The 13,955-nt window shown below is 60.7% G+C and carries 10 protein-coding genes; 1 reads left to right on the top strand and 9 read right to left on the bottom strand.

What is annotated here, in order from left to right:
* Positions 1 to 271: 271 nt before the first annotated feature.
* The 3 genes from CSC78_RS10740 to CSC78_RS10730 all read right to left on the bottom strand — a co-directional run bounded on the left by CSC78_RS10740 (position 272) and on the right by CSC78_RS10730 (position 4,057).
* Positions 272 to 1,324, bottom strand: a complete 1,053-nt coding sequence (locus tag CSC78_RS10740; RefSeq protein ID WP_162337873.1) for a DUF4238 domain-containing protein — start codon at positions 1,322 to 1,324, stop codon at positions 272 to 274.
* A 53-nt stretch (positions 1,325 to 1,377) separates the two neighbouring features.
* On the bottom strand, positions 1,378 to 3,300 hold the full coding sequence (locus tag CSC78_RS10735; RefSeq protein WP_162337872.1) for a hypothetical protein: 1,923 nt from the start codon (positions 3,298 to 3,300) through the stop codon (positions 1,378 to 1,380).
* 124 nt (positions 3,301 to 3,424) lie between these two features.
* Complete coding sequence (locus CSC78_RS10730) at positions 3,425 to 4,057, bottom strand: hypothetical protein (protein WP_162337871.1); 633 nt, start codon at positions 4,055 to 4,057, stop codon at positions 3,425 to 3,427.
* Here CSC78_RS10730 and CSC78_RS10725 point away from each other — a divergent pair.
* Positions 4,056 to 4,286 carry a hypothetical protein gene (locus CSC78_RS10725; RefSeq protein ID WP_162337870.1) on the top strand — a complete coding sequence of 77 codons (231 nt, stop codon included), beginning with the start codon at positions 4,056 to 4,058 and terminating at the stop codon, positions 4,284 to 4,286. The two genes, CSC78_RS10730 and CSC78_RS10725, sit on opposite strands and share 2 nt — an antisense overlap.
* A gap of 144 nt (positions 4,287 to 4,430) precedes the next feature.
* Here CSC78_RS10725 and CSC78_RS10720 read toward each other — a convergent pair whose 3' ends face one another.
* From CSC78_RS10720 to CSC78_RS10695, 6 genes are all read right to left on the bottom strand, one after another.
* The gene (locus CSC78_RS10720; protein ID WP_162337869.1) at positions 4,431 to 7,427 is read right to left on the bottom strand and encodes a Tn3 family transposase; all 2,997 of its coding nucleotides are present in this window, start codon (positions 7,425 to 7,427) and stop codon (positions 4,431 to 4,433) included.
* A 26-nt stretch (positions 7,428 to 7,453) separates the two neighbouring features.
* Complete coding sequence (locus tag CSC78_RS10715) at positions 7,454 to 8,725, bottom strand: site-specific integrase (protein WP_162337868.1); 1,272 nt, start codon at positions 8,723 to 8,725, stop codon at positions 7,454 to 7,456.
* Positions 8,722 to 11,997: a hypothetical protein gene (locus CSC78_RS10710; RefSeq protein WP_162337867.1), complete on the bottom strand. Its 3,276-nt coding sequence runs from the start codon at positions 11,995 to 11,997 to the stop codon at positions 8,722 to 8,724. The genes CSC78_RS10715 and CSC78_RS10710 overlap by 4 nt, the downstream gene beginning before the upstream one ends.
* 13 nt (positions 11,998 to 12,010) lie before the next feature.
* On the bottom strand, positions 12,011 to 12,253 hold the full coding sequence (locus CSC78_RS10705) for a hypothetical protein (protein ID WP_162337866.1): 243 nt from the start codon (positions 12,251 to 12,253) through the stop codon (positions 12,011 to 12,013).
* A 71-nt stretch (positions 12,254 to 12,324) separates the two neighbouring features.
* On the bottom strand, positions 12,325 to 12,804 hold the full coding sequence (locus tag CSC78_RS10700) for a hypothetical protein (protein WP_102256734.1): 480 nt from the start codon (positions 12,802 to 12,804) through the stop codon (positions 12,325 to 12,327).
* 17 nt (positions 12,805 to 12,821) lie between these two features.
* Complete coding sequence (locus CSC78_RS10695) at positions 12,822 to 13,940, bottom strand: HigA family addiction module antitoxin (protein WP_162337865.1); 1,119 nt, start codon at positions 13,938 to 13,940, stop codon at positions 12,822 to 12,824.
* Between the last annotated feature and the right edge of the window lie 15 nt (positions 13,941 to 13,955).

Below are 13,955 nucleotides of genomic sequence, written 5' to 3'. Positions count from 1 at the left end.
ATCGGTATGCCTGGCATGTTGAAGGCGATCGCGGCCTGAGAATCGCGATGCCATCAACCAGACAAACGTAGGTCGAGCATCGGCAAAGCGCCAGCGATCTGCCGTCGGACGTTTTTACACAGCCTCGGCCGAAAGCGGACATCGGCGGGGCAGGCGATTAGGAAGATTTATCGGGGGTAGGGGAAGGCACTCCTGATGGTGAACTGACGTTATCGGAGGTTTGGAAGGCCGCTCCCGGCCCCGATTCTGAGCTTCCAGAAGCCCTACCAGGTCATGGGCTCTGACGGTTGCGATCGCGCCGTAGACTTGTGTCTTCCGGAACGAAGAAATAACCGCAGTCCTTCCAGCGAAGAAACGAAGGCCAGTCGGAAGGCTCGGCATGGATCTGCCGGGTGTGGATGATCGCGTCCTCGTGCGGTTCGCTCTCCTTGTGTTTCACGACCCGGTAACGCACGTGGTCCCCGTCGCCGCCATCGCGAACCGCGTAGACCATCTCCGTCCGCGGGTACACGCGGCGCGCTTGCGCGAATGCGACAGCCGAACGAATGGACTGCTCGCCGGCGCTTCGCACGTAGAGATTGGCATGGCAGTTGAGAATCTGGTGTTCGTTCAAAAGTGCCACGTCCTGGTCGCACGCGGTGTCCAAGATCCCATCGGTCGTCGCGATTTCGTACTTTTCCGGATCGTACAGAACGCAAAGCAGTTCCTCGCCGAGCGGCAGGAGTCCGATCAGCCCGATCGAGCCGAGACCGAAGGATCGCGTGAGATGCCATTGCCTGTGGAAATGCCAGCGGTTGGTCAGAATCGAAGGATCGTCGGAGGTAATGAAAGGCGTTCCCGAGGCGTTCCGCACGAGGCACATGCCGAGGTCGTCCGTGGTTCTGAAGCTGTCGACATAAGCACCCATTGCCAACTGGACGGCATCCTTGATCGACAAAGCGAAGTCCTCGGCCTCCTCCCCAATGGCATCGGCCATCTGGCGCGACATCTGCGCGGAGCGAATAGATGCAGCCTCCGTGCGCAAGTACTGGAGCACCCAGAATGCCCGCAGTACGGTAGCCGCTCGCTTGCTTAGGCTCCTGCACCCAGAAACGAGTGTTTTCGCTTCGGTCTCGTAAGCACCCTCGACGGAGAGGATGGCATTTTCTAGCTGCTCATCCTGGCCGTAGAAGTAGTCGCCGGAGCATTGATGCTTGACGGGCGCGCCCGGGATGTACCGGCCGTGATCGATGTTGAAGAGGTTGATGGCCTTGTTTTCGCCGCCAACAGTGAAGGCCTTCAGGTAGCAGCGCGGAACGAAGTGCTGGTTCTTGTTGGTCGCCATAGCTGCTCATGGGTTCAGAACGGGAGTTGGGTGTCTACACCGCTCTTTCGTCCTCAAGATGACGTTACGCCAGGCTTCCTGGCGCGCAGATCCAGTCCTCTGACGGCCACAAACGCCCCATATCCCAAGCTGGCCGCCAATGCCTTCGCTTCGGCGTCCAAGCGGGCGATCACCTTTTCTAATTCCATCCGGTCTCCGGTATCTGGATTCTTCCAGTATCGATCGGTCGCGACCGATATCAGCAGGCAGCCTACCCGCCGGTGCTCCGGCGCCATGTACTTTCCCACCAGCTGCGTATGGAGCGCATCCCGCAGATCGGAGTAGGAGTAGCCGTTCTCGCCGATCTTGAGCTCGACCACTGCCTCAAGATGCGCTGCGGTAGAGGCCAGGCGGATATCGGACTCGTTCTCGTCGCCCGTCACGGCTTCCTGATTGACCGAGTAGGCGCCCCGGGCCATCTTCTGCAGCTCTGCCGCCAGCGCACGGCGCAGCAGTCGCTCGATGCGGATCGTCGCCCAGAGCTCCCGCGGTGACGCATCCTGGAGCAGAAGATCTTCGATGTCGGCAAGCCTCGTGTCGAGCAAGGCCGCCATCTCCACGCGGCTAGTTGGCGAGAAATCGTGCTCCCGTTCCAGCTGTACGATGTCGGCCTCGCTCAGTACAACGGCGTCCCAGTCTTCCGCCAACTTCTCCAGGGCAACCGCCCGGACGCGGTCACGGTAATGCGCGACTTCCGGATCACCGGCAAACTGCATCTTGATGTCCCATGCGTCAGGCCCCTTAATGCCCAACAGCGTGCTCCCCAGCATGCTCCTGGCGCGCTGGGCATGATCTCGTGGACCGGGCGAGTGGACGCCCTCATGATGCAGGTCGTCCTCGAACCTGATGTGGCGATTGGCTAACCTGACGAGCCGCAACAGCAGTTGAGGCGACACCTCGAACTTGGACAAATCCAGACCGGATCCGTGACCGAACAGCGACGCGAACCAGTCGACCACCGGCGAGTGCTGCGCAGGCAAGATCGAGCCCGCCAGCCGCTCCATTTCTTCGATGCATACCGCAGGATTCAAGCGCGCGAGGATCGTCATCCAGAACGGGATTTCTGACGGTTCAGGAGCGCCTTGCAACTTCGATATTCCTGTTGCCTGTATGTACGCAATGTCCTGGTCATCTCCGTGGTCAATAAGAATCTTCGCTGCGCGACCGACTTTGTCGGCATCCAAAATGGCAGCGTCCTCCTTGGCAAGAGATTCTTTCAACCAGGATCGAATGCGCCCGAGGAAGAACGAGATGACCGCAGGAGACGCATGGGAGATATCCTGCAAGAGCATCGAATGCTTCGCCTCCGCATTCTTCAACTCGTCCATGAGCTCGTTGCCGATCATTGCATCCACAACGGCCGGATGCACCTGAGCAACCGCCTCGAGCCAAGCTGGCAGTCGATTCATCTCCAGCAATGCGTAACGGCAAGCAGAGTCCGCCTCTTCCGTCGTGAGTTTGGACGCCCACGAGGCGCTTTCCGACTCGGCATAGAGACCAGCAAGACCCATGCGCCATCTCATCAGATAGCTGTTTCGCTGGTCTGCCGGCCGCTCCGACTTCAAGGTGGGCCGATCCTTGCGCCACGCAGCCGCGAGCGCGACCCTGAAGCGATCCGCCATGCCCTTGTCGAAGACGCGCTCGATGAACCCCGGGTTCCATCCGGAGAACGAGCGATCTTGAGCATCCTTCTCCATGGCACGCCAAAGGTTCCAACTGGTGTTGTCGATGCGGCTCTCCGAGAAGGCGCTCTCCGGATCATTGTTCAGCTCTCGCCAGAACAGCTTCCAACTGGCCAGATTCTTGGCGTGCTTCCGTTGGGATTCTTCCCTGCGCTTTTCATCTTCAATCTGCCACGCGGGGGGAGGGCCGGGGTTCTCCACCGCGTTCAGATACTCTTTGGCGCGGTTCTCCAGCACTTCGTTGTCGCTGGACATCGCAACGAGTTGAGGGTCGGCAGGGATTCGTGAGAAAAACAGCCTAGTTGCGCTCAACTAACTGATTCGGTTGGATTGTTGCTTATTTCGACCCCAGCAAATCGCACCGTTAGTACGAACGCCCTCAAGCTTTGGCCTGCTCTTGCAGCCACTGCTGGGCCAGGCCCACGAGGTCCGGATAAATCAGCTCCTCATACTCAAGATCTGCGGCGCCACAGATGTCGGGGAGCTCCGCGGAGAATCTTGTGTAGGCGTTGAATATTGCCGTTTGCCCGGGAATCTTCGACCTGCCTGACTCGGCCACCAGCCACGAGCGAACAATTCGGCACAGCGTCTGCGGCTGGCCACCATGGGCTTTCAGATCCTGGCCCGCGATGTCCGAAAGACATTTCTGCGTTGTGTACTTTGTCTGTTCTAGGATGAGTGCCGAGCGGGAGGCGTAAGCGCGACCAGCGATCTTCTTGCAACCAATTACCATCCCGAGCTCAAACGGCATATTGAATCGGGGTAGGTTGTTTGTGTCGTCAAGCGCGACCGCCGACAAGTCATGAATGCTGTAGGTCGACTCTTTGATAAGACGCACAATCTTATCCATCCGGACATCCCCGCCATCAGCCGCTTCTAGCGCAGAGCGTGGCTGGAAGCCACATGCCAGGATAGTGAAGACCATGCAATCGAACAGGGCGCGATAGTCTTTCGTGAAAGGGCAATTGATGAAGACGTAGTCAGGGTTGATGGCTGCCTTGGTCCTTGCCATGGTCGGCTACTTCTTCTTGGCTACTTTTCGGACAGCAGCGCTACGCTCTGACTTCGACAGGGTGCTGCCGATGATGGCGAAGGACTTGACCGGAAACGCACTTGCCGAACGCTGGGTCAGCACGCTGCCGGCCAAGCTTTTCGCACTCTTGGAGCTGCCTTTGCTGGTCAGCGTTTTGGATGCCAGTGATGCGGCGCGTTCGGAAGACTTGTTCTTGGTGCGCGATTGAGACAGCGCACTGCCGGCGAGAGACTTGGTGGTCTTCGACGCAGCACTGTTTCGCAGGGTCTTGGACGCCTTGCTGGCTACTTTCGCCCCGGTTCTCTCATTCTTCGGCATACGTCACCTGTAATGGCATCAATGTTGTCGGAGTCTATTTGAGCGTTGGTTCGATCATGATCTCGGTAAACTCAAGCGGTGCCACCTCTCGCTCAAGGTCCAGGGTGTAATCGCCAAACCGGTTGATATGACTGGTCCGGTAAGGGGATAGGCCCCCTAACACTTCCGGATTCAATTCTACGCCTTCGGCTTGGAGGGCTGCCAAGGTACGGGTCATCTGGTCCACGTTGTGAAGGATGATCATGTTGGCGACCAACTGGTTGTACTTGACGATCTTGCGTTGCTCGTGAAGCACGTTCTCGGCAATGATCCCCTCGCCGCCAAAGAACACCCATTTCACAAAGCCATTGAACTCTTCACTCTTGTTCGTCGCCGCCTGAATCGTTCGACGAATTTCTACATCGTCGATGTACTGGAGCAAGAAGAGGGTACGGACGGCTTTCCCAAGCTCTCGGAAGGCGAAGTAGAGCTTGTTCTTCCTGCTGTAAGTTCCCAGCCGACGAAGAATCGTGGAAGCGGTGATCTTGCCCAGTTTGATGGACACCGTGACCCGCAGCATGTCGTGAAGGTGTGTCTCGATCAGTCCCCAGTCGATACTGTCTCCGAACAGGGCCTGGATGTTCTGATAGGGGCGTCCGGGCTCGGGCCGGAAGAAGGTGAGGTCTTTAATGTTGCGAATACGCGGCATCAGCTCGATGCCCAGCAGGTAGGAAAGACCAAAGACAGGGTAGCTCTGCGCCTGGGTGTCGCCGTGGACAATTTCAGGCTGGATATCGGAGGTATTGGCCAGGAGCCCGTCTAGGATGTAGATCGCCTCATGCACGCCACACGGGATGAAGTGACTGAACAAGGCCACGTACTTGTCGGACACGTGGTAATAGCCGATACCGCCGTAGCCGCCGTACCGAATGTGGTACTCCGAGAGCAGGTTCTGCTCGTACATGCTCCATTTGGTGCCATCGGCAGAGGCGCTCTTGCCGCTTCCCCAGTAGCCGGGAAGATCGAACTTGTTGAAGGTATTGATGACCTGAACGATGGCTTTGTCCAGGGTATCTTCAGTGACGTACTTAAGGTTCAGCCATGCGATCTGACGACGACTGAAGCCCTTGATAGATCGCGCTGTCTGGGTCGGGCCCAGGTTGCAGCCGTAGCAGAACAGGGTGGTGATGACCCGCCTCATAAGGTCATCCACACGTGCGTTGGTGCCGGCAACAGGCCGGAAGTGGCGATGCAGCTTGAGCCACTGCGCCGCATCGATCAGCACGTCCACGATGCTCAAGGTCGGGAGCCGCTCGGTGATGAGGGCATCCAGGGTCGCGATAGCGCTGGAGGTCTCGGGGCGCTGAAGCTTCCGCAGGACCAGCCGACCATCCACGACGTCCGCATGGACGTTCTCCGGGAATCGGGCATCCACCGCATCTGCCCGGGTGGTCAGATTGTGCTTAAGGACGCGCACGAACTCGGTGGCCTCGGTTGCAAGGCCGGACACCTCGCCGTAGGCCTGCAACTCCTGCGCAAAGGTTTCTTCGTCCACCAACTGTTCGCGGTAGTCGTCATAGCGCTCACCATGGGGGATAAACAGGTCACCGGACTTCAATTCGTCCTTGATCTGCGCCAGGACCGCCAACTCGAAGTACTTGCGGTGCAGCCAGCCTGGACCCAGCGAGTCGGTCTTCTTGCCCAAAACGTGCCGGCGCCAGTTGGCCGACAACCAGCCCAGATCCTTCTCTACGTCGATGCCTAAGGACGCGGCCTCGATCATGTCGCGTCGTTGGCTGCGCAGCGATAGCAACGCTTCGATCATTCGCTCCATGCCAGCGTCCTGGCTGGTGGATCGCAGTTGCATGATTTCCAGGCAATTGAACAGCAGCGGGCGGACGAACGCATACGGTTGAATCAGGAAGGGCAGGTAGTTCCGACCGGCATAGGCCATGTGTTCTTCGCACTCGGCTAGCAACGTGCTGATGTCAGCAATCAAGCTTTGACCGATCGCGTCCACGCGTTGGGTGTCAGTTCCATCGATCTGGTAAGCCTGCAGGATGTCTTTGAGCTGACCAATCAGCGCGTCGGCTCGTTTTCCATGTTCGACCTGATAGGCCAACAACTTCTGCTGAGCGGTGTTCTCCAGATTCTGCATCAGCCTGATGTAGAGGTCGGCCGCATCATCCAACGTCTTGGCGTACTGAGAGCGTACAAAGATGGTGGCCAAGGCGTAGCGCTTGGCGGGCTTGAGCTCGGCCAACTCGCTGGCATCCAATGCGCGGGCCATGGCACGAAACTGCTTGAGCTTGGGGACCGGGATGTCTATCGCAGGCAACTGCTTGCCCAGATGCTGAAGTCGTTGGATGTGCTGAAGGTAGAAGCGCACCTCCTTGTTGGTCGGTCGCTTGGGCTCTCGCTTCAGCGCGTTCCATCCACTGTAAGTGGCATTGGCCGGAGCCGAGAGCAGCTCGTTGATCATCTGCCTTGCGCCGGAGGACAGCGCCTGGCTGATGCTCTTGTAATAGTGCTCGTGCACCCGCTCGCGCGCATGGATAGCGATGCGCTCCAAAGTGGTGAAGCCGGGAAGCTCAAAGCGGTGGTGGACCAACTCCTCCAGCATGACATTGATGATGTCGGGGATGACGTGCTTGGTTTGCGCGGCCAATTCGGCCACAGTCGCCAGCCAATCGCGGTCTGCCGGCTCCAGAGGCCGCACCCTGAGGAACTGACGCAAGCGCTTCATATGCCCCCGCTTGGCACCGGAGACGTCATACCGGTTCAGGTCGCGTACGCCCAAGGCTCGGCGCAGCCCTGCTGCCTGTGCGATGTGCTGACGGATGCGCTCAGGGACATCGGCTAGCGTGACGAAGTAGCCCAAGCGCTGGAACAGCTTTAGATGGATCAGGATGGGGAGCTGGCTGGTGGGCTGAGTGGATATGCTGCGTACCAGGCGTAACTCGCTGGCGAGCGGCGTGTAAATCTCGTCCAGTTCCTTGGCCGTGGGGTCGGGTTTCAGGCGGGGATACGCGGTCTCATGAAGCGTCGCCATGCGGGGCCCAGGTCAGGAGGAGGTCATCAATCCCAGTAGCGCCCGTCCTCAGCGCGCAGGGATGCTTCCAGAAAACATTGATGGTTGTCAGCCACGCGATGCATCTCATCGAGCAGCACGGCCATGCTTTCATCTATCTGAGTGGGATCGGCGGGTGATGCGGTGAGCTGGTACTGGGTGCCGTCCACGTCCAGGCGGTGCGCCCGGTAAGGTGCCAACGTCATGGCTTCCATGCGGGCTCGGGCCTTGGCCACGCCGCGTCCCTTGGGCGTGAACGGGGTCAGCACCAGACGCAGTACGAGGGTGATCTGCGGCGGTGGTTCGGCCGCCGGCGCAGGCAACGCCACGGCAGTGCCTGGGGGGCTTTGCAGGCCAGCCTCCATTCTGTGCCTTGCGAACGGGTCACGACCTTGGATGTAACGCATGGCGGAGTGGACATCACGCCAGCCCACATATTCCATCAAGGCCTTCACATCCCAGCCATTGTCGTTGGCCCATCCGGCAAACCCACGCCGCAACGAATGGCTGCTGTAGCCCGCCACCGCCTCCAGTCCGGCGCAGGTGAACAGATCGCGTAGCAGCGGGATCAGACTGTTGGGGTGCAGCGCTTTCTCGCTCAGATGTCCCCATTGGTCGACGCCACGAAACACGGGGCCGGAGGTGAGGGCACAGGCCTGCAGCCATTGCGAGGTGGCAGTGACCGGGCACAAGCGCGATAGGGCGGGGACCTTGTAGGTGTTGCCCTGGGACTGCCGATCGCCCTTGCTACGGGGCAGGAAACAGATCATGCCTTCGTTGGGCACGACGGTCAGATGTTCGATCTGCAGGCGAATCAGCTCATCGCCGCGAAATCCCCGCCAGAAGCCCAGCAGCACCAGGGCCCGGTCACGCATGGCCCTCAAGGCGCCGGCCTGATCGCCGCGGCCCTGACTGGCCAGTGTGGATGCATCCAGCCAATCGGCTACCTGAGTCAGCTGGCCCAACTGCAGCGGCGTAGCCTGCTTCTCTACGCGTGGGTGCAGGGTCTGTATCCCCTTGAGGACCTTGCGCACCAGCGGGGCACGCGTCGGATCCACGAAGCCGTGTTCGCCGTGCCAATGCGCCAGCGCCGCCAGACGCTGCTTGAGGGTGTTGATGGCTAGCAAGGGCGCCTGCTCAGCCAGGTAGCGGGCGACGCTGTCGGGCGTGGCGGGTAAGTGGCCGCCCCATTCGATCTCAAAGTGACGCAGCGCCGAGGCGTAGCTGCGTTGCGTGTTCTGACGCGTGGCCGCTTCGAGATAGCGTTCCATCTGACTCATCGGCGGTGTTTCCGTTGCTGCCGTGCGCCAATCATCTGCATCACGGGCAGCTCGTCTGGCACCGCGACGTGCTCAGGGATGTAAGGCATATCGTCATCACAAAGCATCATGCCGTACAGCACTTCGCCGGCCTCGATTTGCCAGGCTGCCTTCCTTTCGATCTTGGTCAGCTCGATAGGTTTCAACTCCAGTGGCATGAACGGGATGCTCGGATCTTGCGGTGCTGCGGCCACTCCCAGACGAAAGCGCCCATGCTTGGCGAAGGCGGTCAAGAACACGTCGAGGTTCATCGTGTCCTGGGGCGTCAACGTTTTCGAGCGCATGGCGATCATCAGCGTCTTGGTGGCTTCACCGGTACCGCCCACCGCCGCCGGCGCGATGCCGACCCTATAGTGGTGGCGGTGATGTCGATCCACGTCAGTGAGGATGGCCAGCCGCAAGACTTGATCCGGTTCCAGAGTGCCGATGCGGCGGTGCCAACCACGCAGAATCTTGGTGGCCTCATCGGCCTTACTGAACATCAACTCCATGCCAGGAACACCATCGGGCCAGAAGGTGAAGCCCACACCGCGCCAGCCTGCACGATCCCACAGAGGACTGTTGATCACCCCCAGCATGCGCGTTTGCCGATGGTTGAACTGCAGCAGGTACGCCGGAGGCGCGTCGGTCTGCATCGGCGCCTCCCACATGCCTTTCTCGCTCACCGCATCAGCCGCCGCCTTGAAGCGGCCGCCATCTAGCAGTTCCACCGGCGCGCAATCTGTCGGGCAGAGCGCGGCCAGACCCGGTGAGCGGAGAGAGCTATCGTCCAAGGCCACGGCCTGCAGCAGGTTGAAGGCGCGCTCGTGCACGGCGTCCTGGGAAAACATGCGCTTCATGTCGGTGCGGCCAACCGGTGTGCAAACATGCGCGATGATGTACGCCACCGCTTCGACTGCCTTTTTCTGGAACTGCTTTGTGCTTGCATAGGATGACAGCGTCCCGCGGGCGAAGCCCAGTCGCAGGACCGGATCGCCGCATTCGTCCTCGTCCAGGGACACAGATAGCGAGCGTGAATGTTGGGAGTCGTCCACCGTGACCAGCAGGCGATCATTGCTTGGGGCCAGACGATCAGCAAAGGCCGTGGCAGCAAATCCTTCCAGGGCCGCGAAAATCGCCATCACCAATGCATGCGCTTCGTATGTGGTGACGCCCTCCGCGATCACTTCGCACCCGACGATACGCGTGCGCAGCGTCTGGGCGAGGCCTGCTTCCCACTCGATGCGACCTACGTCGGCGTGCCAATCCATCGCCTGGATCGCGGCCAAGTCGGTCCCATCGGTCATGTCCTGCAAGGCCTGTTGCGGGTGACCGAGCAATGCCAAGGTGACCTGCTCGGCCAAGTCCAGTTGACGATCGGCCAAGATAGGCGGTGCGATTGAGATAGCGCGCGCGTGCAACGGTGTGGCTTGTGCGATGGCCCAGGCCAAGCGAGCCTCGATGGCTTGCCGTTCGTCGAAGTAGGCCGTCTTGGCATGGTCTGACAAGTTCAGGGCACTGGCCATGACATCGGCGTACGCCAAGGCTTCCAGCAGCAGCGGCAAGCGACCGGCCGCCAACTCCACCCAGGCTAACCGCAAGGCGAAGTTGAGCGAGTCGAAAGAGATCTCCGCATCCTCGATCACGCTGCGCAACGAACGGCTCAGGCCAAGCAGCAAGTGAGCGCGGGCTGCCCAGAACAAACCCACCTCGCAATACGCTTGGGAGGCGATCCAGGCTCCTTCTAGGTAAAGCTCACGGGAGTGCTGTCGCTGCAGCAGCCCAATGGCACGCCCCAGCAAGCGCAAGGCCTCCTCCGGCGCCTTCTTCTCTACCTTGTGGGTTGCGCGGTCCAATAGCTGGCGCGCTTGAGCGTGCGCGCCGAGGCGCTGGCCCACCAACTCGCCAGCACGATCGGCGATGGCATCGATCCCCTCGACCGTGAACGGGAGTTGGGTAAACAGGGAAATCGTCTCGCAAAGCGACTCCACCGGGTAATCGGGCAGCCGCTCGACTTCACGCAGCAACGTCTGGAACCCCTTGACGATCTCGGCTTGCCGTTGCGGATCGTGCGGGTCGCCTAGGAAGCCCAAGTGCAGAAGATGGGTGCGTGCCATGGCCGCATCGGTAGGATGCGAGCGGCGCTTGGCCAGCGGTTCTAACCGCTGGGTCAAGCGCTGACGCCGTGCTTGCAGATCGGCAGCGCCGGCAGGTAACCAGCCGTGAAACTCGGCCGAGTGCAGCAAGCTGTACAGGTTGGTGAGCTGGGCCAGGTCCCATGCGTTGGCCTGTTCGTCCAACAAGGCCTCAATCATGTCAAAGCCGCCAATCACCGCGGCGTAATCATCGAACCACCAGAAGGCAGTCCACACCTTCTGATAGAGCATGCGACGCTGGCCACGGGCGTTGCGGGCCCGGCTAGCGGCATCAATGGCACGGTCGAAACGCTGATCCAGCTCTTCACGAGCGCGCCCCAAACCACGCGCCAGCAGTGCCGAGGTCAACCACGCGTGGGCCAGCTGCATGGGACTGTTGGCAAAGCGCGCCGGGTCGGCCAGTTCGGCTTCGACCTGGACCAGCTCGCGCGCACGATCGGCATCCAGCGGCCCCAACACACCGGCCGAGGTGGCCTGTGCGGCCGGCAGACTCAGTTCGCGCTCGGCGATGGCCCATTGTTGATGATCAAACACCGCCTGGACGATCCAGGTACGGTCAAAAATGCGCACCGGAATGTTGCCGGCGCGGCGAGTCAGCTCATTCTCGAGCTTGGCGCGGTCCTTATCCCGGACGAACTGATTGGTGATGTAGTGAATCCGCTGGTAGGTCCTGCCGCTGGCCAGCACGTTATCCACGTCCTGACGCGCTTTCTTACGCCAATCCGCCATGGCGCTGATCGCAAAGGCCCATTGCTCGCTGGCCGCCTCACGCGCGGTGCCACTCCACCAGCGTTCGGCGATGGCATCGGCCACTGCATAGGTTTCGGCATCGACCTTACTGTCACCGCCCCCGGTGGGTCCGGTCTGCGGAACCAGGTTGGGACAGACCTCTACCTCCAACAGCGCATGGATGAACCGCTGGAACTGCGCTTCTTCACTGCGCGCGGTGATGGTCTGCAACCGATACTCGAACTCGGGGCGGCTCAGCGGTGCCCGCGACTCGACGAGCGAGTCGGAGTACAGGGTAGGGCGTCGCCCGCGCATGAACGCCGAGGGTGTCGGCATCTGTGCGCGGGCGAGCGGAACCACGTCGGTCATGGGCAAGCGAGGTTTACTTCTTGGGCTTCTGAGTCAGCACACTGCCGGCCAAGGACTTGGTTGAGCCGCTGCTGCGGCCATCGTTGAGCGCTTTGGAGGCAGTGCGGGCGGTGGTGGCAGAGGACTGCTTGGTCGTGTGGGTCTGCGACAGCGCGCTGCCCGCAAGCGATTTGGCCGTCTTGCTGGCGCCTGGATCCCGTAAGACCGAAGAGGCGGTCTTGGCGACCTTGGGACCGGAGGATTCATTCTTGGCCATGGCATCAGTTCCTTCAGTGGAAGGAGGGGATCGGTCCGGGCCCCCACTGAAGGCCCAAGACCAATGAGACTTCAGGCGACCTTGCGCGGCACCTGCTGCAACTCGGCCACGTCCAAAGTGAAGTCCAGGGTGATCTGGATGGGCTCGGCGGGGTTGCGCTTGTCGTTGTAAACATCCACATCGGTCTTCAACTGCACGCAGTCATCCACGATCTGGTGACGGCGCTGGCCGAAGGACTTCTGGAAATGACTGTGCGGTGCGTTGGGATCATCCATATCAGCCCACAGCGAGATCGAACGCGTGCCGCGCTTTTCCACCGCCGCATGCTTGGCGCGGTAGCGCCGCCCGTGGCGATCGACGCGATATTCCTCGCGGAAGACCTGCGCAATATCGCTGGCGATGGCATCGATGACGGTGGTCAGGTTGGGCTTGTGCAGGCCATTACGGTAGGCCCACTCGGCTACCGCATGCGGATCGAGCAGTCCATCTGAGCCGACCTCGGCCTTATAGCGCTCGACATACTCTTTGACGGCATTGGAATAAGCGGACATGCGCGATGCTCCTACTGTCAGACCGTGTGAATGACGCCCCAGCCATCGGTGAGGGCCGATGAGGTGATGAACTGCCGCACCTTGACCTGGTGCTTGCGAAACAGGTCGTAACGTCCCAGTCTGCGCTGCAGCTGGCCCACGACGATGCCCGGGTGCACATTCAGGCGCTGGGCAAACAAGAGCACGCGCTCTTCCTTGAAGAAGGGCGATACGCGCAGCATGAAGTTGGTGATTTCGTCACTGGAAACGCAGAAGGCCGCCGCTGCGCGGTTGGCCAGCGCTTCTTCTTCATCGATCTGATCACCTGCAGCGCCTTCAAGGTCCTGATCCAGGATGTAGCCACGCTCCTGTCCATGGCGTTGCAAGACGTGCTCGAGCTCGTGGCGTAGGACGAACCAGAAATTGTCGATCCGATCCAGACGCAGCGACAGGGCGACCACAGGCTGGGCCGAGCTCAGCCAGAAGCAGGCGCCGTCGATCTTCGCCCCCGGGATTGGTTCGACGATCACAAAACGCACGCCACACTCGGCCAACACGCGTGCGACGTGGCGCGTTTCCTCCGGCGCCGACAACAGAGCCGACAAGCGGGGCAGGGCCTGGCGCAGCGCAGCCTCCGTATAGGGCCCGATGACCTGCTCCGAGGCCAAGCGACGCGCCCGACACAGCCATGCCAGCTGGAGCATGCTAGGCCCGTCGTACGGCGCCGTCTTCTTGGCCGCATGGCAGAAAGGCACATCGGCTTCCAGGCTGGTGATGCCAAAGAAGCTCAGGAACTGCTGTTCGAGCACCTCGATGCTCTTGCTGCTTTCGATCCAACCGCGCCGGATCATCTCGCGTACCGGAAAGCGCTCGTACAACTTGGCGCGACGAGCAATCAAGCCATCGGTGGGGCGGACCTTGGACAGCTGATACTGGCTCTCCAGGTTCATCCAGACCTCCGGGCCGGTGCCCAGCGAGTCACCCAACTGTATGGCCGTCTCCGGGGTAATGGCCTTCTTGCCGGCGATCAGCTCATTGATCAGGCGCACCGGGCGGCCAATGATCTCCGCCAGTTCTGTCTGCGACCAGCCACGGGCTTCCAGTTCCTCTCGGAGAAACTCGCCAGGCGGGAAGACTTCGGCAACGGGGGTATTCATGGGGCTCATCCTGGG

Origin of the sequence: Pseudoxanthomonas japonensis (assembly GCF_010093445.1) — a bacterium.
GTDB classification, from domain to species: domain Bacteria; phylum Pseudomonadota; class Gammaproteobacteria; order Xanthomonadales; family Xanthomonadaceae; genus Pseudoxanthomonas_A; species Pseudoxanthomonas_A japonensis.
This window is presented reverse-complemented; position numbering and strand designations above follow the sequence as displayed.

Coding starts and splice junctions, on each gene's coding strand:
- CSC78_RS10740 (WP_162337873.1), bottom strand. CDS start 1,324: ATGGCGACCAACAAGAACCAGCACTTCGTTCCGCGCTGCTACCTGAAG.
- CSC78_RS10735 (WP_162337872.1), bottom strand. CDS start 3,300: ATGTCCAGCGACAACGAAGTGCTGGAGAACCGCGCCAAAGAGTATCTG.
- CSC78_RS10725 (WP_162337870.1), top strand. CDS start 4,056: ATGGTCGGCTACTTCTTCTTGGCTACTTTTCGGACAGCAGCGCTACGC.
- CSC78_RS10730 (WP_162337871.1), bottom strand. CDS start 4,057: ATGGCAAGGACCAAGGCAGCCATCAACCCTGACTACGTCTTCATCAAT.
- CSC78_RS10720 (WP_162337869.1), bottom strand. CDS start 7,427: ATGGCGACGCTTCATGAGACCGCGTATCCCCGCCTGAAACCCGACCCC.
- CSC78_RS10715 (WP_162337868.1), bottom strand. CDS start 8,725: ATGAGTCAGATGGAACGCTATCTCGAAGCGGCCACGCGTCAGAACACG.
- CSC78_RS10710 (WP_162337867.1), bottom strand. CDS start 11,997: ATGACCGACGTGGTTCCGCTCGCCCGCGCACAGATGCCGACACCCTCG.
- CSC78_RS10705 (WP_162337866.1), bottom strand. CDS start 12,253: ATGGCCAAGAATGAATCCTCCGGTCCCAAGGTCGCCAAGACCGCCTCT.
- CSC78_RS10700 (WP_102256734.1), bottom strand. CDS start 12,804: ATGTCCGCTTATTCCAATGCCGTCAAAGAGTATGTCGAGCGCTATAAG.
- CSC78_RS10695 (WP_162337865.1), bottom strand. CDS start 13,940: ATGAATACCCCCGTTGCCGAAGTCTTCCCGCCTGGCGAGTTTCTCCGA.